This window comes from Nonomuraea sp. NPDC049625 (assembly GCF_040675285.1).
GTDB classification, from domain to species: Bacteria; Actinomycetota; Actinomycetes; order Streptosporangiales; family Streptosporangiaceae; genus Nonomuraea; species Nonomuraea angiospora_A.
Map to the genome: position 1 here is coordinate 43,250 of NZ_JBFAOQ010000037.1, position 20,340 is coordinate 63,589.

The 20,340-nt window shown below is 71.4% G+C and carries 20 protein-coding genes and 1 pseudogene; 6 read left to right on the forward strand and 15 right to left on the reverse strand.

Going from position 1 to position 20,340, the window contains the following annotated elements; genetic code table 11:
• The first annotated feature begins 69 nt into the window (after positions 1-69).
• The 4 genes from AB0J87_RS62675 (at position 70) to AB0J87_RS62690 (ending at position 2,332) form a co-directional block, all read left to right on the forward strand.
• Positions 70-825 carry a metallophosphoesterase gene (locus tag AB0J87_RS62675; RefSeq protein WP_363985321.1) on the forward strand — a complete coding sequence of 252 codons (756 nt, stop codon included), beginning with the start codon at positions 70-72 and terminating at the stop codon, positions 823-825.
• Positions 822-1,439: a LysE family translocator gene (locus AB0J87_RS62680; RefSeq protein ID WP_363985323.1), complete on the forward strand. Its 618-nt coding sequence runs from the start codon at positions 822-824 to the stop codon at positions 1,437-1,439. The genes AB0J87_RS62675 and AB0J87_RS62680 overlap by 4 nt, the downstream gene beginning before the upstream one ends.
• 63 nt (positions 1,440-1,502) lie before the next feature.
• Entirely contained in the window at positions 1,503-1,862 is a 360-nt protein-coding gene (locus tag AB0J87_RS62685; protein WP_363985325.1) for a metalloregulator ArsR/SmtB family transcription factor, read from the forward strand.
• Positions 1,859-2,332, forward strand: coding sequence for an SRPBCC domain-containing protein (locus AB0J87_RS62690; RefSeq protein WP_363985327.1), 474 nt, complete (start codon positions 1,859-1,861; stop codon positions 2,330-2,332). The genes AB0J87_RS62685 and AB0J87_RS62690 overlap by 4 nt, the downstream gene beginning before the upstream one ends.
• Positions 2,333-2,410: 78 nt before the next feature.
• Here the strand turns inward: AB0J87_RS62690 and AB0J87_RS62695 are convergent, their stop codons facing one another.
• Positions 2,411-3,013: a helix-turn-helix domain-containing protein gene (locus AB0J87_RS62695; RefSeq protein ID WP_363985329.1), complete on the reverse strand. Its 603-nt coding sequence runs from the start codon at positions 3,011-3,013 to the stop codon at positions 2,411-2,413.
• Positions 3,014-3,048: 35 nt separating this feature from the next.
• Between AB0J87_RS62695 and AB0J87_RS62700 the strand changes: the two genes are divergently transcribed.
• Positions 3,049-3,417: a hypothetical protein gene (locus AB0J87_RS62700; RefSeq protein ID WP_363985331.1), complete on the forward strand. Its 369-nt coding sequence runs from the start codon at positions 3,049-3,051 to the stop codon at positions 3,415-3,417.
• Between the two features lie 41 nt (positions 3,418-3,458).
• Here AB0J87_RS62700 and AB0J87_RS62705 read toward each other — a convergent pair whose 3' ends face one another.
• The 9 genes from AB0J87_RS62705 to AB0J87_RS62745 all read right to left on the reverse strand — a co-directional run bounded on the left by AB0J87_RS62705 (position 3,459) and on the right by AB0J87_RS62745 (position 15,687).
• Entirely contained in the window at positions 3,459-4,136 is a 678-nt protein-coding gene (locus AB0J87_RS62705) for an ATP-binding cassette domain-containing protein (RefSeq protein WP_355211588.1), read from the reverse strand.
• Positions 4,133-6,016, reverse strand: coding sequence for a dipeptide/oligopeptide/nickel ABC transporter permease/ATP-binding protein (locus AB0J87_RS62710; protein ID WP_363985333.1), 1,884 nt, complete (start codon positions 6,014-6,016; stop codon positions 4,133-4,135). Before AB0J87_RS62710 ends, AB0J87_RS62705 begins: the two co-directional genes overlap by 4 nt.
• Positions 6,016-6,975, reverse strand: coding sequence for an ABC transporter permease (locus AB0J87_RS62715; RefSeq protein ID WP_363985335.1), 960 nt, complete (start codon positions 6,973-6,975; stop codon positions 6,016-6,018). Before AB0J87_RS62715 ends, AB0J87_RS62710 begins: the two co-directional genes overlap by 1 nt.
• Positions 6,976-7,022: 47 nt before the next feature.
• On the reverse strand, positions 7,023-8,603 hold the full coding sequence (locus AB0J87_RS62720; protein ID WP_363985337.1) for an ABC transporter substrate-binding protein: 1,581 nt from the start codon (positions 8,601-8,603) through the stop codon (positions 7,023-7,025).
• Between the two features lie 97 nt (positions 8,604-8,700).
• The gene (locus tag AB0J87_RS62725) at positions 8,701-10,290 is read right to left on the reverse strand and encodes a helix-turn-helix domain-containing protein (RefSeq protein ID WP_363985339.1); all 1,590 of its coding nucleotides are present in this window, start codon (positions 10,288-10,290) and stop codon (positions 8,701-8,703) included.
• A 29-nt stretch (positions 10,291-10,319) separates the two neighbouring features.
• Positions 10,320-11,162 carry a serine hydrolase gene (locus tag AB0J87_RS62730; RefSeq protein ID WP_363985341.1) on the reverse strand — a complete coding sequence of 281 codons (843 nt, stop codon included), beginning with the start codon at positions 11,160-11,162 and terminating at the stop codon, positions 10,320-10,322.
• The gene (locus AB0J87_RS62735; protein WP_363985343.1) at positions 11,155-12,468 is read right to left on the reverse strand and encodes a serine hydrolase domain-containing protein; all 1,314 of its coding nucleotides are present in this window, start codon (positions 12,466-12,468) and stop codon (positions 11,155-11,157) included. Before AB0J87_RS62735 ends, AB0J87_RS62730 begins: the two co-directional genes overlap by 8 nt.
• Before the next feature lie 10 nt (positions 12,469-12,478).
• Positions 12,479-13,792, reverse strand: coding sequence for a serine hydrolase domain-containing protein (locus AB0J87_RS62740; protein WP_363985345.1), 1,314 nt, complete (start codon positions 13,790-13,792; stop codon positions 12,479-12,481).
• On the reverse strand, positions 13,756-15,687 hold the full coding sequence (locus tag AB0J87_RS62745; protein ID WP_363985347.1) for a S9 family peptidase: 1,932 nt from the start codon (positions 15,685-15,687) through the stop codon (positions 13,756-13,758). Before AB0J87_RS62745 ends, AB0J87_RS62740 begins: the two co-directional genes overlap by 37 nt.
• Before the next feature lie 583 nt (positions 15,688-16,270).
• On the opposite strand from AB0J87_RS62745, the gene AB0J87_RS62750 reads away from it, so the two are divergent.
• Entirely contained in the window at positions 16,271-17,755 is a 1,485-nt protein-coding gene (locus AB0J87_RS62750; RefSeq protein ID WP_363985349.1) for an alpha/beta fold hydrolase, read from the forward strand.
• 10 nt (positions 17,756-17,765) lie between these two features.
• Here AB0J87_RS62750 and AB0J87_RS62755 read toward each other — a convergent pair whose 3' ends face one another.
• From AB0J87_RS62755 to AB0J87_RS62775, 5 genes and pseudogenes are all read right to left on the reverse strand, one after another.
• Positions 17,766-18,713 carry a hypothetical protein gene (locus AB0J87_RS62755; RefSeq protein ID WP_363985351.1) on the reverse strand — a complete coding sequence of 316 codons (948 nt, stop codon included), beginning with the start codon at positions 18,711-18,713 and terminating at the stop codon, positions 17,766-17,768.
• The gene (locus AB0J87_RS62760) at positions 18,710-19,180 is read right to left on the reverse strand and encodes a heme-degrading domain-containing protein (protein ID WP_363985353.1); all 471 of its coding nucleotides are present in this window, start codon (positions 19,178-19,180) and stop codon (positions 18,710-18,712) included. Before AB0J87_RS62760 ends, AB0J87_RS62755 begins: the two co-directional genes overlap by 4 nt.
• Positions 19,181-19,211: 31 nt before the next feature.
• Positions 19,212-19,442, reverse strand: coding sequence for a hypothetical protein (locus AB0J87_RS62765; protein WP_363985355.1), 231 nt, complete (start codon positions 19,440-19,442; stop codon positions 19,212-19,214).
• 41 nt (positions 19,443-19,483) lie between these two features.
• On the reverse strand, positions 19,484-19,966 hold the full coding sequence (locus AB0J87_RS62770) for a nuclear transport factor 2 family protein (RefSeq protein ID WP_363985357.1): 483 nt from the start codon (positions 19,964-19,966) through the stop codon (positions 19,484-19,486).
• Between the two features lie 119 nt (positions 19,967-20,085).
• Positions 20,086-20,340 (reverse strand): annotated as a pseudogene (locus tag AB0J87_RS62775) (hypothetical protein); the annotation flags it as partial.

Below are 20,340 nucleotides of genomic sequence, written 5' to 3' on the forward strand. Positions count from 1 at the left end.
CCATCCATACCTTATGTTCCTAACGCTAAATATTATTTAACCATTAGAGACCCCGTAGGAGATCGTACGATGACGTTGCTGCTGGCCCAGATCAGCGACCTGCACCTCGACGGCACCGACAGGGCGACCCGGCGCGCCACCCGGGTCATGGACTACCTGAGAGCCCTGCCCCGCCCGGTCGACGCCCTGCTGGTCACCGGCGACATCGCCGATCACGGCGAGGAGGCCGAGTACGAGCAGGCCGCCGCGATCCTGGACGCCCCCTTCCCGGTGCTCACCTGCCCCGGCAATCACGACGTCCGCCCCGCCTACCGCAAGGCGCTGCTGCGCCGCCCACCCGGCCCCGGCCCCGGCCCCGTCAACCAGGCACACCACATCGCCGGCACCGCCATCCTGATGTGCGACTCCACCATCCCCGGCCATGACGAGGGCTGCCTGGACCCCGAAACCCTCGCCTGGATGCACACCACCCTCGACGGGCTCGCCCCGGACACCCCCGCGCTGATCGCCTTCCACCAGCCGCCCGTCGAACTCCACCACCCGTTGCCCGACTCCGCACGGCTACAAGAGCCCGAAGCCCTGGCCGCGCTGCTCCACGCCCACCCCCACGTCGTCGCCGTGCTCACCGGCCACGCTCACACCGCCGCCGCCTCCACCTTCGCCGGCCGCCCCCTGATCGTCGGACCGGCCGTCACCTGGACCCTGCGCCTGCCGTGGGAGGGCGACCGGCCCGCCGACCGCGAGCAACCGCCCGGCCTCGCCTTCCACATCCTGGACGACGAACTCCGCCTCACCACCCACTACCGCGTCGTGCTCCCGGCATGATCCACCCGTACGCGATCGCCGCGTTCCTGCTGGCGATCCTGCCCGTCATCGCCACTCCGGGCGCCAGCCTGACCCTGCTGATCCAGCACGTCACGACCGGCGGCCGCCGCCAGGCTCTCCCCGTCATCCTCGGCACGGTCACCGGCCTGTACGCGCACGCGACCCTGGCCGTCGCCGGCCTGTCGGCGCTCGTCATGCACTCCAGCCAGGCCTTCGCCACCGTCAAACTCCTCGGCGCGGCCTACCTCGTCGGCCTGGGCCTGTGGACCTGGCGCTCCACCACCCTGCCCCCACCTCCCCCGCGCACGGAACAGCCGAAACGGACCGGCTCCGTCTACACCCAAGCCCTGCTCGCGAACGTACTCAACCCGAAGGCCGCCTCCATCTACCTGACCCTGGTCCCGCAGTTCGTCCAGCCCGGCCGTCCCCTCGGCGGGCAGATCCTCACCCTGGCCACCGCCCACGCCCTGCTGATGGCGGTGTGGCTGCTGACCTGGACGACCCTCATCCACCAAGGGGCGCACCTCGTGCGCACGGCCCGCTTCAAGCGGGCGCTCGGCAAGGTGACAGCCGTGGTGCTCGTCGTCCTCGGCGTCCGGGCCGCCGCGACGTAGGCGCCGCCTTCCGGATCGCCGCGCTTATTGCACCAATCGGTTCAGTGTCGTAAAGTAAACCATATGGTTCAGCAAGAGGTCCTCGATCGCACGTTCGCCGCCCTCGCGGACGGGACCCGGCGGCAGATACTCATCCGGCTCGGCCAGGGTCCCGCCACGATCGGCGAGCTGGCCGAACCCTTCGGCATGTCGCTCACCGGCATGAAGAAGCACGTGCACGTCCTGGAGAACGCCGGACTGGTCACGACGGAGAAGGTCGGCCGATCGCGGCAGTGCCGTCTGGGAGCCGAGCGCCTGGAGGACGCCATGTCGTGGATCACGTTCTACCAGCGCCTGTGGGAGCGCCGGCTCGACGGCCTCGACGCCTACTTCACCCTCAAGAACGCCCCTGAGGCGAACACCGGGAAGGACACCGAGCGATGACGCGGAACGACACCGAGGCCATCCAGTTGCGCACGACCCGCGTGCTGCCCGCGACCCCCGAGGAGGTCTTCGACGCCTACACCGACGCCGAGAAGCAGAAGATCTGGTTCAGCATCCTCGACGAGGAGCCCGGCATCGTCGAGATCGAGGTCGACCTGCGCGTCGGAGGCCGGCAGACCGCGGTCTGGGGGCCGGACGCCGACAACCTGTTCCGTGAGACGCAGACCTTCCTGGAGATCGACCGCCCGCACCGCCTGCTCAGCGAGTCCACCGGCAGCACTCCCGACGGCATGACCATGACCACCACTGTCGAGGTCACCTTCGAGGAGCACGAGGGCGGCACCCTGTTCACGGTCGTGCAGAGCGGCTTCCCGGCACCCGAGATCCGCGACTTCTTCGTCAAGCAGGTCTGGGTGGGAGCGCTCGACCGGATCGAGGCGTACCTGCGCCGCGCGGGACAGCCGTCCTGACGCAGAACGCGGAGACGACCCTGACGGCAGGCGTCCGAGCCATGCGTGACGGGCTCGACCGGGGCCCGGTCGCAGGGTTCAGGAACGGGGACGGTGTTCGTCGAGAGCTGTGGTGAGCAGTGCACGGGCTGACCACCGCATGGTGTCCGCCGCCTGGTGCCGGGTGAGACCGGCGATGTCGGTGAGCCAGATGAGCGATTCGATGCCGGTGGCCGAGCGGATGGTCACGGCCAGCCGGCGGATGTCCAGGCCGGGGTGGCTGTCGCGGAGCGGGGCCAGGGCGTCTTCGATCCAGCCGATGGCCCGCCCACCGCGCAGTGCCGGCTGGCCGCTCTCGGGTTGCAGGGACAGGCGCAGCGAGGCCCGCAATTGCGGCTCCCAGTCGAGGGTGAGCTGCGTGAAAGCGGTCATCACCAGGTCCAGCCGGGCCGCGGGGTCGGCAGGCGGATCTGGGGGCAGCAGGGATGCCTGCTCGATCTGGGGGTGGGCGGCGGCCAGCAGGGCGTGCTGGTTGGGGAAGTACCGGTAGGCGGTGGTGCGGGAGATCCCGGCCGCGGCGGCGGCGTCTTCGACGGTGGGGTCGGCGCCTTCGGCCAGCAGGTGACGGGCGGCCTCGACCAGGGATCGGCGGGTGCGGGCTTTCTGCTGTCGGCGGCCGGTCAGCTCATATGGTACTGACATGCCCATCATGGTACCGTCGTCCCATGTAGCCGTTGATGAGCCGAAGCCTCTGCGAGGTGTTCATGAGCGCCGATCCCGCGGTGACGAACCCGGATCTGTACACGGTGGTCTTCGAGAACGAGCGGGTCAGGGTGCTCCGCTACCGGGACCGGCCGGGGGACGCGACCTCCCCGCACGAGCATCCCGACAGCGTGATGGTCACGTTGTCGTCCTTCACCCGCCGCCTCACCTCGGGCGGGCATCAGGTCGAGCTTGCGCTGGAGGCGGGGCAGGTGCGGTGGCTGAGCGCGCAAGAGCACGCCGGGCAGAACATCGGCGACACGGAAACGTACGCGATCTTCGTCGAGCTCAAGGAAGCGGCGAGCGCGGTCCCGGCCAGGACGGCGCTCGGCCCTGAGACGTGAGGCGGGGCCAGGCGCCGAGGTGACCGCCTCCACCGCGTGGATCACCCTCTGAGCCGCGGCACCGCCGCCAGCAGCGCGCGCGTGTAGTCATGCGCCGGCTCGCCGACGACCTGCTCGGCGGGCCCGTGCTCGACGATCCGGCCGTGGTGCATGACGGCTATCGTGTCGGCGACGTACCGGACGACGGCCAGGTTGTGCGAGATGAACAACATCGACAGTCCGAGTTCGTCGCGCAGCCCGCGGACCAGGTTGAGCACGGCCCCCTGGACCGACACGTCGAGCGAGCCGGTGATCTCGTCGGCGACCAGCAGGGCGGGGTCGCCGCCCAGGGCACGGGCGATCGCCACCCGCTGCCGCTGACCGCCCGACAGCTCGCGCGGGTAACGTCCGGCCAGCTCGGCGGGCAGTTGGACGAGACCGAGCAGCCGCGGCACCTCCGTGGCACGGCGGCGCTTCTCGATGCCCTCCCCGACCGTCTCGCCGATCGTCATGCGCGGGTCCAGCGACGCGTACGGATCCTGGAACACCATCTGGATCCGTGGCGCTCCCTCGATCCCGCCCGTGTAGGGCACGAGCCCGCTCACGGCCCTGGCCAGCGACGACTTGCCCGATCCCGACTCGCCGACGAGGCCGACGACGTGGCCGTCGGGGATCTCCAGGGTGACGTCGTCGACCGCGGTGAAGCCGCCGTAGCGCACGGTCAGCCCTTCGATCCTCACGAGGTGACCTCCCAGCAGGCGACCCGCTGCCGCGGGCCATGGACCACGAGTTCGGGACGTTCCGTCCGGCATTGTTCGGTGGCGAGCGAGCACCGGCCGGCGAACGCGCAGCCCGCGCCGACCTGCGCCGGGGCCGGCTGGGTGCCGGGGATGCCGGCCAACGGGCGGCTCCGGTCGGTGTCGAGGTCGGGCAGGGACGCGATGAGCGCCTTGGTGTAGGGGTGCGCGGCACCGTCGGCGAGCCGGTCGGCGGACAGTTCCTCGACCACCCGACCCGCGTACATGACGACGACGCGGTCGCACAGCTCGCCGACGACGGCGATGTCGTGGGAGATGAACAGCAGGGCCGCGCCCGTCTCCTCGACGACCTCACGCAGCAGCCGCAGGATCTGCCGCTGCACGGTCACGTCGAGGGCGGTCGTGGGCTCGTCGGCGATGATCAGGCGTGGCGTCCCCATGAGGCCCATCGCGATGACCGCGCGCTGGCGCATGCCGCCGGACAGCTCGTGCGGATGCTGGACGGCGTGCTTGGCGGGGTCGGGCAGCTGGACGTGGCGCAGCCGGTCGACGGCGCGGCGGCGGGCGTCCGCGCGGCTCGCGCCCTGGTGCACGACGGCCACCTCGGCGAGCTGGCCGCCGACCTTCAGCGCGGGGTTGAGCGAGGCCATCGGGTCCTGGAACACCATGGCGAGCGCGGTGCCCAGTTCCTTGCCGGACATGGTGGCGACGTCGGCGCCGCCGAGGACCAGCCGGCCGTACGTCACTGATCCGGGATAGGGAACGAGGCCGCCGATGGCGGCGGCGGTCAGGCTCTTGCCGCTGCCGGACTCTCCCACCAGGCCGACGATCTCCCCCGGCGTCACGGTCAGCGACAGCTCGCGTACGGGAATCGAACCACCCGGGAACGAGACGGTCAGGTCGCGGACCTCGAGGACGGCGTCCGGGTCCGGCTGCCCGGCCGGTTCCGGTGGCTCAGGGCGGACGCTGTCGCGCTGCCCGGCCGGGGACCGGGCGGCGGCCCTGGCCAGGGTGTCGCCCAGCAGGTTGAAGCCGATGCCGGCCAGCGCGACGGCCGCCGCTGGACCGACCGCGACCACGGGCGTGACGTAGATCCGCGCGAACCCGTCGAACAGCAGGCGCCCCCAGTCGAAGTCCGGTGGCTGCACGCCGAGGCCAAGGAACGACATGCCGGCCAGGCCGAGCAGCGCGCCGCCGAGCGACTGGGCGAGGTTGAGGATGAGCGGCTCGGCGATGTTGGGCAGAATGTGCCGGGCGAGAATGCGGCGGCGGGGCACGCCGAGCATGCGGGCCGCGGCCACGTAGTCGGCGCCGGAGACCGAGGCGGCCAGGGTCTGGGTGAGCCGCGCGAAGCCGGGCGCGATGGCCACGCCGATCCCGAGCACCGCACCACGCGCGCCGAGCCCGGTGACCACCGCCGTGAACATGGCCAGCAGCAGGCCGGGGAAGGCCACCAGCGCGTTGACCGTGCCGGTGACCATCCGGGCGGCCCGGCGGGGCAGCACGGACGGGAGCGCGCCGAGCAGGGTGCCCCCGACGGCGCCGATGAGCGTGGCCGCCAGCGCCAGGGCCAGCGAGTAACGGCCCGCCACCAGGACCCGGGCGAGCAGGTCGCGGCCCAGGTTGTCGGTGCCGAGCGGGTGTTCGGCGGAGGCGCCCTGGAGGATGGCGCCGGCGTCGATGCGTTCCGCGGCCTCGCCCCAGATGATGGGCCCGGCCACGGCCAGCACCGCCATGAGCAGCACCAGCACGCCGCCGATCAGTGCCGGGGCGCTGCGCCACAGGCCGCCCCGGGACCTCGGCCCCTTCTTCGCGTGGCCGTCCACGGCCCGGGGGCCGTCCGGTGCCGTCCTGGCCCGCATCAGGCCGAGACCTCCTTGATCTCCGAGGTGGGATCGAGCGCGCCGAGCACCAGGTCCACGACGAGGTTCACGACCAGCACGATGGCGCCGTACACGAGGATCACGGCCTGCGCGACCGGGTAGTCCTTCTGCGTGATCGACTCGACGATCTTCAGGCCGAGTCCGGGCCAGGCGAAGACGTACTCGACCAGGACGCTGCCCGCGATCAGCGAGGTCAGCAGCAGGCCGCCCACGGTCAGGGTGGCCGTGAGCGTGTTGGGCAGCACGTGCCGCAGGTGGAGCCGGGCCGCGGGCAGCCGCTTGGCGCGGGCCAGGCGCACGTAGTCGGTGCCCAGCTCTCGCAGGGTCTCGACACGGGTGATCCGGGCGATCATGGCGATCGGCCCGGCCGACAGGGCTGCGACGGGCAGCACGTACGTGAGCGGCCCGGCCTTGCCCGCGGGCGGAAACCAGCCGAGGCCGACGGCCAGCGCGGCCACCAGCGCGATCGAGTACAGGAACTCGGGCACGGCCACGGCGGTGCCGGTGACCGTGCCGAAGGCCAGGTCGGTGCCGCGGTTGCGGCCGTTCTCGGTGCGTACGGCGGCCCACATCCCGAGCGGCACCGCCACGATCAGCGCCACGGCGGTGGCCAGGAGGGCGAGGGTCAGGGTGTTCGGCAGGCGGGCCGCGATGACGTCGCCCACCGCCTCCCCCGTCAGGAAGGACGTGCCGAAGTCACCGGTCAGGACGTGGCCGACGTACGTGATGAACTGCTCAGGCAGGGGGCGGTCGAGACCGAGCGCGGCCGTACGGGCCTCTATCAGCTCGATCGGGGCGGCCGGCCCAAGCGAGGCGCGCACCGGGTCGCCCGGGATGAGGTGGATCATCGCGAACGGCGCCACCAGCAGCACCGCCAGCGACACGGCGAACCGCACGATCCGGCGCACGGCCGTACGCAGCGTCCTGCGCACGGTCATGCTTCCCGCCTTGCTGCCCGGGCGCCGCGTGGTCCGGGGGACGCTCACTAGTCTCCTTGCGTGAGGCGGATCGAGGTGGGCACCAGGCTCCCGGCCGTGGTGCGGAACGTGGCGCCCTTGCCGGCCAGCAGTGCCGTGCTGTCCACCACGGGCACCAGGTCGGCGCTTTCGAACAGGGCCGACTCCGACTCCAGCCACAACGGGCAGGCCTCGGCGGCGGGGAGCTTGCTCGCCTTGGAGACAAGCTCCTCGTAGCGCTTGTTGGCCAGGTGGGCGAAGTTGGCGCCCTTGGGGGCGGGCGGCCCCGACAGGAAGCCGACGAGCTGGCTGGGCAGGGTGACGCCGAAAGGCAGCCACACGACGTCCCAGTCCTGGGTGGCGTTGAGCGACTCCGACAACTTGGTGTCGATCACGCCGTTCAGCTTCACCTCGACGCCGAGCTTCTTCCACGTCTCCGCCATGTACTCGGCGGCGGCCTGGAAGCCGGGGCCGCGGGTGGTGGCGTACATGTAGCGCAGGCTGAGCCGCTTGCCGTCCTTGGCCCTGAAACCATCGGCGCCGAGCTTCCACCCGGCCGCGTCGAGCGCGGCCGCGGCGGCCGCGGCGTCGTAGCCGGGCACATGCCCGGCTACGGAGTCGCCCGGGCAGGGACGGGGCGCCAGGACCAGGCCGGTGGCCGGCTTGCCGGTGCCGCCGGAGGCGATGCCGGCCAGCTCCTGGAGGTTGAGCGCCCGCGTGAGGGCCTTGCGGACCTCCGGGTCGCGGGCCGGCCGGTCTTCGCCCTGGTGATAGAAGAACTGGCCGTTGCCTGCCGTGATCGACTGTTTGGTCACGCCCGGGGACGCCTCGACGCGGGACCGGTCGGCACCGTTGAAGAGGGCGCCGTTGAGGGAGCCGGCGATGAGCAGGTTGGCGGAGGTCTGCTCGTTCGGCACGACCTTCATCACGAGCGTCTCCGGCAGGTCCTTGGCGGTGGCGCCGGCGGGACCCCAGGCGTAGTCGCGGCGGACCTTGAACGTGTAGTGGTCGCCGGGGACGGCCTCGGTGAGCTGGTAAGGCCCGCTGCCGGAGGTGGCCCGAGCGATCGAGGCACGGTCCTTCACCCCCTTGCCGCAGACGATGAACATCGTCCGCGTGCTCTCCAGGATGAAGCTGAACGGCTCGGGCATGGACAGGGTCACGGTGCCGGCGGCGTCGTCGGCCTTCGCCTTCATGCCCACGGGCACCAGCACGCCGTAGATCGGCGACTTGGCGGCGGGGTCGGCGATGTGGTTGACGTTGTCGGCCACGTTCGAGGGGGTCACCGGGGAGCCGTCCGAGCAGGTGACCCCCTTCCGCAGGGTGAAGGTGACCGACTCGGGCTTGACGTCCCACTTCTCGGCCAGCTCGGGGATGATCTTCCCTGATTCGTCGACGGAGACGAGCGTGTCGTAAGCCAGAACGAGCACGTTGTTGGTGACTGTCAGCACGCCCGTGGCCGGGTCGAGGACGCCGGGATCGGCCGGGATCGCGAACGTGAAGGTGCCGCCGGTGGCCGGCTTGCCCTGCTCGGGACCGCTCGTCGTGCCTCCGCACGCGGCCGTGAGCAGAGCGAGCCCGGCGAGGGCCGCGACTGCTGGTTTTGTCATGAGGACTCCAGACGAGCACGGGGGGTGTGCACAACCTTCCTGCCTGCGCAGATCCGGTTCTATGTGCCTGCACACGAAAAAGCCGGGAAGGCTCGTGCTAGCGACCGAAGATCCGCATCTGCAGCATCGCGGTGAGCCGGGCGTCGGGGTCGGACAGGTCGAGGCCGCTGATCTCGACCAGGCGCTTGAGCCGGTAGCGGAAGGTGTTGGCGTGCACGTGCACCTGGGCACTGGCCGCGTTGACGTCGCCGAACGCGTCGAGATAGGCCCGCAGGGTGGGGGCCAGCTCGGTACCGTGCTCGGCGTCGTGGTCGAGCAACCGCTGGTAGGGACCGGTGGGCGTCTGCTCCTCGGCCGCGGCCACGTCGGCGACCTGCAGCAGCAGCGACTCGAAGTGCACGGTCGTGTAGCCGGCGACCTGGCCGGTGGTGCCGCGGGCGCCCAGCACGCGCAGCGCCCGGTCGGCGTCCGCGCGCGACCTGGCGACCTGGGAAAGGTTGGCGGCCAGGCGTCCCACGCCGATGTTGGCGGCGTGGCGGGGCCCGACCCTGGCCAGGAAGCTCTCCGCCACGCGTACGGCCCGCGCCTCCTCGTCTCCTATCGAGTGCAGCGGCAGCACGGCATACGCGACGGAGCCGACGAGCGCGGCGGCGGCCTTGGGGTGGATGGCGGCGACGTGGAGCGCCAGCGCGTCGCAGAACCGCTGCCGATCGCTCTCGCCGCGGGCGGGATCGGCGGCGGTGTCGTCCGGGACGAGCTGGGCGGCCAGCACGCAGAGCCGGGCGGTGGCGATGCCGAGGCGCCCCGCCGCCTCGGGCGCGTCGCCGCCGCCGGCCAGCACGGTGGACAGCAGGTCGGCGCGCAGGCGCCGCTGGGTGTCGGCCCCGGCCCGCTCGCGCAGCAACTGCAGCGCGACGATCTTGGCGGCGTCGGCGAGCGCGCGTTGCCGCTGCTCGCTGAGCGGCTCGCGCACGGCCACCCAGATCGAGCCGAGGATCTCGTCGCCGCTGCGCACGGCCACGGCGGCCCGGTTGATCACACCCTCGTCCTCGAGCTCCATGTAGACGGGCGCGCGGCTCTGGTAGAGCTGTTTGAAGAAGCCGCGCTCGTCGAGCATCCGCAGGTAGCGCTCGGGCACCTGACGGCCGAGGACGGTCTCCACGCGGCCCGGGTCGGCCTCGTCCTGCCGGCCGGAGAAGGCGAGCACCCGGGACGACCTGTCCTCGATGGTGACGGGCGCGTCGAGCAGCGCGCAGACGGCGTTGGCCAGCGAGAACAGGTCTCCCTGCGGCCCTTGCTCGGGCTCGGCCAGGTCGGCCTCGGCCAGCAGAGAACGCAGCAGCGCGGCGACCTGCGCCCAGGAGGCGGCCCGGGTGAGGCCGAGCACGGCGACGCCGGTCTCCAGCACGGTGGCGCGGACCTGCTCGTCGACGTCCACGGGCAGCTTCACGACGACGCCCGCGGCGGCGGGCGCGCGTTCGATGAGGGAGCAGATCTCCGCGGCGCCCCGCACGCCGACCGCAAGCAGGATCCCACCCGTGGGGACGATCAGCTCGTCGAGCGGATCGAAGATGTGCACGCCGGTGACCTCGGCGTCGAGGTCACCGGGTGAGGCCGCCACGTCGAGGACGGTGGTGCCGAGGTCCTGCAGGATCCGTCCCAGACTGGCACGGGGACGGTTCCTCACACGGTCACGATAGTCCACGAAAACCGACATCAGCGGAGCCGGTCGACGGCCAGGCGGGCGGCACGGCCGATGGCGGCGTCCGCGGCGGGCAGGCGGGACCGGATGACGTCACTTCGTACGAACACGGCGACGGCGTACCGCTTGCCGTCGGGGTACTCGACGACGCCCGACTCGTTGCGGATCCCCCACAGGGTGCCTGTCTTGCCCGACACCTTCACCTCGTCGGGGAAGCCCGCGGCCAGCCGGTGCGGCCAGATCTGCTCGCCCATGACCTTCCGCACCTCGGCGCACGCCTCCGGAGGGCCGGCCTGGTCGCGCCAGATGAGGCTCAGCAGCGTGGTGATCTCGCGCGGGGTGCCGGCGGTGGTGCGGGCCGGGTCGCGTACGGCCATGGCCCGCAGCTCGTCCTCGGTGGCGGCGTCCCAGTCCGCACCGATGTCCTCGGTGACCTGCCGGAAAAGCTCCGCGCACCCGCCTATGAGCCGAGTGCGGCTCAACCCGAGCGTGGCGAGGGTGCCGTTGACCCGGGCGAGCCCGACGCGGCGGAGCAGCACGTCGGTCGCCGCGTTGTCGGACATCGTGATCATGAAGTGGGCCAGGTCGCGCAGGGTGAGCGACACGTCGTCGAGGCAGCCGGAGGTGCCGATGCCGCCGTCCTTGTCGGCCGCGGTGACGGTGAGCCGCTCGCCGCGGGCGATCTCGCCCGCCGCGGCCTGCCGGGCGTACTCCAGCGCGATCGCGATCTTGAAGACCGAGGCGAGCACGACGGGTTCGTCTGGGTCCATCCCGATCTCGGCGTCGCCGTCCACCTCTCGGGCGTGCAGGAAGCCCCGAACGCCCGCTTCGTCGAACACCTCCCGCAGGTCAGGCACGGGCCACCGCACGGCCGTTGTGCAGGTAGGCGGCCGTCCCGTCCCGCATCACGAACGTGACCACGTCGTGCCGGCCGTCCTCGGCCTCGACGGCGATGAACGACTCGCCGTGAAGGTGCACGTACCGGGTGGTCGTACGGGTGGAGCCCATGCTCTCCATGAGCGGGCCGGGGATGAGCGTGACGTCCAGGCCGTCTCCGGCGGCGGCGACCTCGTAGCCGAGCTGCGGGCCGGTGTAGCGGCCCGCGTACGGGGCGCCGTCCACGGGCTTCGGCGCCTGCGGCGGCAGGGGCCGCGCGGGCATCGTCAGGCCGGTCGCCTGCTCGATGACCGGCCGCGCCACGTCGTCCATGAGGCCGAAGAACGAGCCGCCGTTCCCGCTCATCGCGATCACGAAGCCCGACTCGGGAACGACGCGCCAGAACGTGCTCTGCCCGGGCGTGCCACCGTCGTGGCCGAACGCGCCCCAGCCGAACAGCTCCACTCCCAGACCCCAGCGGTCGGCCAGCGCGCCGCCCACCCCGGGCACGTGGATCTGCGGCGTGAGCATCGCGGCCACCGACTCCTCCGACAGCAGCCGGGTGCCGTTCGGTGCCAGGCCGCCGGCCGCCAGCGCCCGGCCGAACGCGACCAGCTCGCGCGGCGCCAGGCACATGGTGGAGCCGGCCGGAGCGTTGGAGCGGGGCATCTGCCAGCGGGGGTAGACGGTGGCGTCCGGCCCGACGTGCCCCGCCGACGCGCGGAAGAGCACGGCCTCCTCACCGAACAGCGCCGCGTGCGTGGCACCCAAGGGGGTGAGCAGGCGCTCGCGCATCGCCTGCTCCCAGGTGCCGCCGCGCAGCCTGGCCACCAGCGCGCCGAGCACGCAGTAGCCGGCGTTGCAGTAGGAGAACAGCTCGCCCGGCTCGTGCACGTGCCCCGCGGTGCGCAGGTGCTCGAGGAACGTGTCCAGGCAGTCGTCGCCGCGCCCGGTGTCCTCGAACACGTCGCCGTCGAAGCCGGCCGTGTGCATGAGCAACTGCCGGACGGTGACGCCGCCGAACGCGAAGTCCGGCAGGTATTCCCCCACCGGTTGGTCGAGCTCGACCAGGCCGTCCTCCACGAGCTGCATGACCAGCGCCGCCGTCCACACCTTCGTGGTGGAGCCGACCTGGAACAGGCTGTCCTTCGTGGTCTCCACGCCGGTGGCCGTGTTGACCACGCCCGTGGCGGCCTCGTGCAGCTCGCCGTCGTGCCACACCGCGACGGCCGCGCCGGGCACGCCATGCTCGCGCGCCGCCTCGGCGAGGCGATCCCGCAGGTCCATGTCCTTCTCCTCAGCCGACCTTGGGAGTGGCGCGAGCGCCCATGTGCATGTACAGAGTGCCATCGGCCAGCTCGAAGAACACGGCCGCCATCCAGTCGCGGGTGCCCGGTGCCTGGAACAGGAACAGGTTCTCATCGACCGGGACGAAGTCGGACTCCTCGGGCTCATGCAGGGCGGCCAGCTCGCCGGTGGCCTCCAGGCGCAGGCGGGCCTTGCCGTCGTCGAGCACGCTCACCGTGATCCGGGCGCCGGCCCGCTCGTAGACGCCCGCGTACGGCGCGACGTCCACGCCGGCCGGTGTCTCCGGCAGGGACGGCGTGGGCGGCACGGTCAGGCCGTCGAGCTCGGCGAACAACTCGGTGGCGACGGCTCGGGTGAACTCGCCGCTGCGGCCCCCGTTGGCAGTCACGCAGACGACGGTCCCGGTGCCGGGCACGGCCCACAGCATGGCGTGCTGGCCGATGGTGTTGCCGCCGTGGGAGATGACCTTGTGCCCGCTCCACTCGTCGATGATCCAGCCGATGCCCCACTGCCTGCCCAGCGTGTACGGGTTGGGGATGTCGACCTGCGGCTCCCACATGGCGGCCGGGTTCTCCAGCAGGCCGCCTTCCAGGTGGGCGCGGCCGAAGGCGACCACGTCGGCCGGGCGGGCGCAGATCAGCCCGGCCGGGCCCATCGACCGCATGAGGCCCCACACCGGGGTGGTCTTGCCGTCCTCGTGGCCCATCGCGGCGCGGAAGCGCAGCACGTCCTCCGGCAGCGTCCAGGTGTGGGTGAGGCCGAGCGGCTCGCAGATGCCCTCGCGCAGGACGTCGTCCCAGCGCTTGCCGGTCAGTTGCTCCAGCGCCCGGCCCGCGATGACGAACCCGGAGTTGCAGTAGGACTGGGTGACGCCGAGCGGGTGGTTCTGTGCCAGGGTCGCGCAGGCCTCCACGTACTTCTCCACGCAGTCGTCGCCGCGGCCCGTGTCGATGAACTGGTCGCCGTCGATGCCGCTGGTGTGGGAGAGCAGGTGCCTGATCGTCACGTTCTTGGTGACCTCGGGGTCGGCCACCCTGAACTCGGGCAGTACCTCGATGACCGGCGTGTCCAGCGTGAGCCGGCCCTGTTCGACCTGCTGCATGATCAGAGTCGCGGTCCACACCTTGGTGACCGAGCCGATCTGGTAGAGCGCGTCGGTGGTCGCCTCGACGCCGGTGTCGACGTTCAGCGTGCCGGCCGCGAACTCGTGCAGCACGCCGTGGTGCCAGTACGCCAGCGCCGAGCCGGGAACCTCGTACTCGGCGATCAGCTCGGCGAGCCGCTGACCCATTGCTCCAGCCACGCGATGATCCTTTCGTTGTAGTCGTACCTGTGCGAGGGGCGCCCGCTCAGGATGAACAGATGGCTCGCGCCGGGATAGCGCACCAGCTCGACGGGCACCCGGCGCTCGCGCAGCGCGGTGAACCACTGCTCGGCCTGGCCCACGGGACAGCGGTCGTCGTCCTGGCCGTGCAGGATGAGCGTCGGGGCGGTGACGTCCGCGACGTGCGTGATCGGCGACTGGGCGGCCAGGTCACCGGCGTACTCGTGCACCTTCATCAGGTGGCCGAGGTCGGAGGTGCCGCTCAGGCTCGTCAGGTCGCTCACGCAGCCGCCCGGGATCGCGGCCTTGAACCTGCCGGTGGTGGCCGACAGCCAGCAGCTCATGTAGCCGCCGTAGCTGTAGCCGGTGACGGCCAGCCGGTCGGGGTCGGCGACGCCGTCGGCGACCAGGGCGTCGATGGGGGCGAGCAGGTCCTGGGCGTCGCTCACCCCCCAGGCGCCGAGGGAGGCGGTGTAGAAGTCCTCGCCGTACCCGTCGCTGGCGCGCGGGTTGACGGTGAGGACGGTCCAGCCGCGGGCGGCGAGGAGCTGGTGGTACAGGTGGAAGCCGTCGAAGACGGGCGACCAGGCGTTGTGCGGGCCACCGTGCACGTCGAGCAGCAGGGGGCCGGGCGTCCGCGCGGTCTCGTCGCGCAGGACGAAACCCTCGACCTGGGTGCCGTCGGGGGCGGTGAACGTGCGGCGGCGGGCGGTGAACAACTCGACGTCGTCGAGGCCGTAGTCGGTGAGCCGGGATATATCCGGCGCTGGCGCGCCAGATATATCCGACATTTCGCCCGACGTTGCTTTTTTCGGGTTTGGGGTCATCAGGTAGACGTCTCCCGCGCTGCGCTGCGTCGCCGCCACGTACGCGACCGCCCCCGCCGCCGTGCTGATCCCCGAGATGTTGACCTCACCGGGCACCAGCCGCTCGCCGGGCGCACCGTCGGAGACACGGTAGAGGTGCGTCGAGCCACCATCGCGCGCACAGAACAGCAGGTCCTCGCCGAGCAGCGCCGGGGTGCCGCCGGGGTAGCCGGGGGCGCCGGTCATGACATTCCGATCGAGGGCCGTCTCCACCTCGGTCCACCCGCCAGGGCCGAGCGCGAACAGCCGTTCGTGCCCCACCACGGCGCCCTTCAGCCCCGCGGCGACCAGCCGGCCGCCGAGCCACCAGACGCCGCCGCAGATGAGGCCGGGATCCGTCAGCCGCTCCGGCACACCACCCTTGGCCGCCTCGACGGCGTACGCGGCCCCGCCCGCCTCCAGGTCGCGGTCGGCGTCCATGGCGGCGGCGAACGCCAGGCGCAGGCCGTCGGGCGACCACGACGGCTCGCCCGCGTGGAAGTCACCCTGGGTGACCTGGACGGTCTCGCCGCCGGCCAGGTCCGTGACGAACAGGTGCCTGGTCAGGCCGCGCAGCAGCCCGGCGCCGTCGGCTTTGTGGTCGAGCCGGCCGGTCACGACAGGGGCGTTGGGGTCGGGCATCCCGCCGTCCTCGCCCGTTCCGACGGGGGCGGCGAACGCGATGCGGGAGCTGTCCGGAGACCAGACGGGCGCGCCGGCGCCGAGCTTCGCGGAGGTCACCGGTGCGGGCTCGCCACCGTCCATCGGCATCAGGTGGATCTGCGGCCTGCCGTCCACCGGCCGCAGGAACGCCAGCGTCCGGCCGTCCGGCGACCACCGCGCGGCACTGCCCGCGGCGAGGCGCCGGGGCTCGGCGCCGGGAGCGGCCAGCCAGATCTCGGTGCGGTTCTCGTCGGAGTCCCGGACGGCGGTCGTCAGCGTGTACGCCACCGCTCCCCCGTCGGGACGCACCTGGGGATCGGAAGGGATGGCGAGGCGGTACAGGTCGTCGAGCGCGAGATGCGGCATGAACGAACCGTAAGCCTCCGCCGTCCGGGCATCTTCGGCGCTCCCGACGAACGACGCTGCCTGGCTTGTGCGGGAGCCCAACGTCCGGACCGTCCCGGAGCGAAATCAGGCGCCCCAACGGCTTCCTGTCGCTGTTGCCACCGCCGCGGCGCCGGCAATAACGCGCCTGGCCTTCTCCCCTGCCCATCGGCACGGAACCGGAGCGGAAGCGGAACGGAACAGCGGTCTCGTAGGCTCCTCCGACATCGGCAACGGCCAGATGGGAGCCGACGCCCCGCCCGAGCCGCTCGACGAAACCTTCGTCCGCGCACGGGGCGAGCAGGCCATCCGTGAGCTCACCTAAGGGGCGCACTGTGGCAGGCCGCCGCAGGCTTCCAGCGCCTCATCAGACCTACGACTTTACGCAGCTCCTAATGAATATTAGATACGCAAAAATGGATGTAGCGGCGCAAGTCTGAAGAAAGTAGGCTCATGATCTTTGGAGCCAACGGCCCGACCGGGCGGCTCGCCACTGCCCAGGCGCTCGCCGAGGGCCGTGCCACCGCCGCGGTCACCGAGCCGGCCGATCAACGACAGGAGAACTGTGCCAAGAAGAACTTCCCTGCTGGCCACCGCCCTCGTGGTGTTCGCGACGCTGTTAACCGCTCCGATGGCCCACGCGACGGTGACCGGAGACGACGTCACGGATGCCATCGGCAAGCGCGGCATCACCTGGGGGCCGTGTGAGGAGGAGCCCACCGTCGAGTGCGGCCTACTGGCCGTACCGGTCGACTGGTCCGACCCGAACGGACCCACGGTCAACCTGACCCTCGCCCGGCGCAAGGCCGCCGACCCCTCCGCGAGAATCGGGTCCCTGCTGACCAACCCGGGCGGACCCGGCAACTCCGGCGTGAACGACATCCTTCGCCCCTCCGGCTTCAGCGAGGACGTCCAGCGGCGGTTCGACATCGTCAGCTACGACCCCCGGGGCGTTGCCCGTAGTGGCTCGGTGACCTGCTCGGCCTCGGTGTACAACGAGATGCCGTACCCGGTCATGACCAGCCAGGCCGACTACGACAAGTGGGTCGCCTTCAACAAGAAGCTGCGCGCGGACTGCCGCAAGCTCACCGGCCCTCTGTACGACCACATCGACTCGGCCAACGTGGCGCGCGACATGGACGCCATTCGCGCCGCGCTCGGCGAGGAGAAGCTGACCTCGTACGGCGTCTCCTACGGCACGCTCGCCCAGCAGATGTACGCCGAGCTCTTCCCGAACCGGATCCGGGCCATGGTGCTGGACAGCAACATGGACCACAGCCTGAACGTCAAGGCGTTCCAGGTGACCGAGGCGGCCACCGTCCAGGACAGTTTCGCCGAGTTCGTCGCCTGGTGTGACCGGAGCACGGACTGCGTCCTGCACGGGCGCGACGTCCGGGCGCTGTGGAAGGGACTGCTCGAGAAGGCGGACCGCGGCGAGCTGTACTGGCCGGGCGTCACCGACCGCCCGGTGAGCGCTCATAACCTCCTCTGGCTGGGCGTGGTGCTCAACGAGGCGCCCGCCTGGCGGCAGGAGGCCGAGGTGCTCCTCGCCCTGGCCGGCGGGCCGGTGCCGGATGACATGCCGGGCCCTCCCGGCAACGGGCCCGTGGGCGGTGAGTTCGCCGAACTCCCCACCGCGATCCTCTGCGAGGACTTCAACCTGTCGCTCCGGAACTACAACGAGTACGCCGACGTGATGCGCAGCTCCAACGCGGTGGCCCCGGACCTGCGGTACAACCCGATGCCGATGGGCGACATGCCGATCTGCCAGGGCCACCCGGTCAACAACCCGCAGCACCGGCTGCGGTACACGGGTAGCGCTCCGCTGCTGGTGGGCACCTCCATGCACGACCCCGACACACCGTACGAATGGTCGGCCAACGTGGCCCGGCAGCTCGGCTCCAAGGCCACGCTGCTCACGTACGAGGGCTGGGGCCACGGTGTCTACGGCATGACCCAGTGCAGCACGGCCGCCATGGACGAGTACCTGATCTCGCTGACCGTGCCCGCGCGGGGCACCCGCTGCCCGGCGGAAGAGCCCCAAGGCTAGAGCCAGATCTTCAGGCCGGGTTCTCCAGGTCGTTCCGGGAGCCTGTGGGGTAGTCCACGAACGCGAACGCCGACCCGTCGGGCGCCCAGCTGGGGACGTTGATCGTGCCCTGCCCACCGTGCAGCGCCACCAGCGTCTCCGGCTCCTGCCAGGCGTCGACCGACACGAGCCGCAGCTCGACGGGGAGGTCGGCGGGGTGCCCGGTCGTGCCGGGCGGGTAGCTGAGGTACACGGCGACATCGCCGGTGGGCGCGACGTGCGGGAACCAGTTCACCCGCTCGTCGAAGGTGAGCTGCTCCAGCCCGGTCCCGTCCGGCCGCACCCGGGCCAGCTGCGCGTGCCCTGGGGCGGTGGAGAACTGTTCGGTGTTGAACACGATCCACTCGCCCTCGGGCGTCCACTCGCACCCGTCCGCCGGGCCCGGGTCGGTGGTGACCGCGACGTCGTCCTGCCCGTCCAGCCCGACGGTGTGGATGGTGGCCGACGCCCACCAGTTGTCCCCTTCCGGTTCCAGGCGCACGTAGCCGAGGCGCCGCCCGTCGGGGCTGACGCCGTGCAGGAAGTGCATCCCCCCGTCCTCGACGGTCACTCGGCGAGCCGCGCCACCGGCGAGGGGGGCCTCCCAGATGTGCCAGTCGTTCGCGGAGGCGAACACTGTGACGCCATCGGGGGCGAGCACGTGGTCGTTGTTGACGTCGGGCAGGCCCGTCACAGGGATCTGACGTGGCGGGGCGGAACCGTCAGCAGGGCCGTCAGCAGGGCCGTCGGCGGGCAGGAGCCAGAGCCTGCCGTCACCGTTGACGAGCAACTGCCCGTCCGTCGTCCAGTTCGGCGCCTCGTAGAGCCGGTCGCGGGACTCGAACACGGTACGCACGGTGCGGGTCGCGCGCTCCCAGATGCGGATGCGCGCGGACTGACCAGGCCGCAGCACCCGCTGGGGGATCTTCTCGTCACTCACTTTCCGGCCCCCTCCGCGAGGTGAGCCCGGATCCCGGCGACGATGAGGTCATGGTCCTCCATCGATGACAGGCCGGACGCGGTCGCGGCGGCTACGACACCGACCCCGCGGACACGGATGGGGAACGATCCGCCGGTGACCGCGTAGTCCGCCCCCAGCCATCCGACCGCTGCCGGGTCCACACCGGCAGCGGACAGGCGAGCGTCGACCAGGGCGCTGCTGTTCTCCATGCGCAGCACCACCGCGGCCTTGCGGGCGATCCACACGTCCTGGTCAGGGGTGATGCCCGGCAGCGCGGCGCGGAACAGGATCAGACCGGGCCTGCGGATGTCGATGCCGACCTTGTGCCCGGCTTCCTGTGCGATCGCGGTGATGCGGGAGCCCAGCCGCCAGGCGTCGGCGTGGTCGAACGCGTCGAAAACCAGCTCCTGTTCCTGCTGCTCCAGCGCGGTGATCAGATCCGTCATGGGCGGACTCTCCCTCGGGTCGCGGATGGTCTCACGACCCTACGAGCTGGGCTCTGGCCTGGTCGATGGTGGCGATGATCGAGACGGTCTCCTCCAGCGGGTGCACGGGCGACTCGGTGCGGCCCTCGCCGACGAATCGGGCCAGGGCGGTCGCCTCCCAAGAGAGCCCGTCGAAGCCGCGCAGCCCGGTCGGGTCGCTCCACCGCAGCGATGGCCCCAGTCTCGCACGTGCCGGCGCGGCGGCTCGGCCCAGCGCAGGCACGCCTCCCCCGGCCGCGAATCCCCGGGGAGGAAGTCCTCGTTTCAGGCGTTGGGGTCCTGGACATAGCGCTGGAAGCGGGGGATGAAGCGGGTGCCCAGCAACCGTCGCCAGCCGCGCGGCCGCCCGGCCATCGCCAGGGCGAGCGGAGCCGAGTCGAAATACGAGATCCGCTCGGCGATCAGCCCGTCCACAAGGACGAAGCGATCGACCGCCGTCCAGGCCAGTTCGCGGCCGCCGAACGTCCCGCTGAGAGTGAACTCAATGAAGATCGCGTCGTCGGTGGCGCTCCAGCGGTGAACGGTCGCGTGAATGTCCGGGACGAGTTCGAAGAGCCGGGCGAACGCGACGCGGCACTCGTCACGCCCCCGCAGCGTGCCCATCAGCGGCTGAACGAGGACGATCCGATCACTCCACAGAGCCTCGTGCTTGCGCAGATCGGGCGTCCGCCAGCCGTCCTCGAACCTCTCGACGAACGCGGCCGCCGCATCGTGATCAATGACGTCAGGGATGAAGGCTGCCCGCATGATCCGACTCTAGAACGCGCACCGAGGCGTGTCATTCGCACTCCTGCGAGCGCGGCCTTCGCGGGCGCCGCCGTATTCGCCCGCATCACTCAACCGGCGAACGGGGCAGGCGTTCTCCCTCACCCAGCCGGTAGTGCCCGTCGCTCCGTCCGGTCGATGGCAGGGGTCTGCACCTCCGGCCCGGTCTCGCCGCCGTACGTGGCGATCTTGTACTCGACGGCCGTAAGGGAGAGGGTCAGCTCACGGATCCGGCGGCGGATGGTGTCGCGATGCTCGATGAGCAGGTCGAGCCGCTCGGGCACCGTGTGCTCCCCGGCGTCGACGAGCGAGATGTAGTCCTGCAGGTCGCGCATCGCCATGCCGGACAGCCGCAT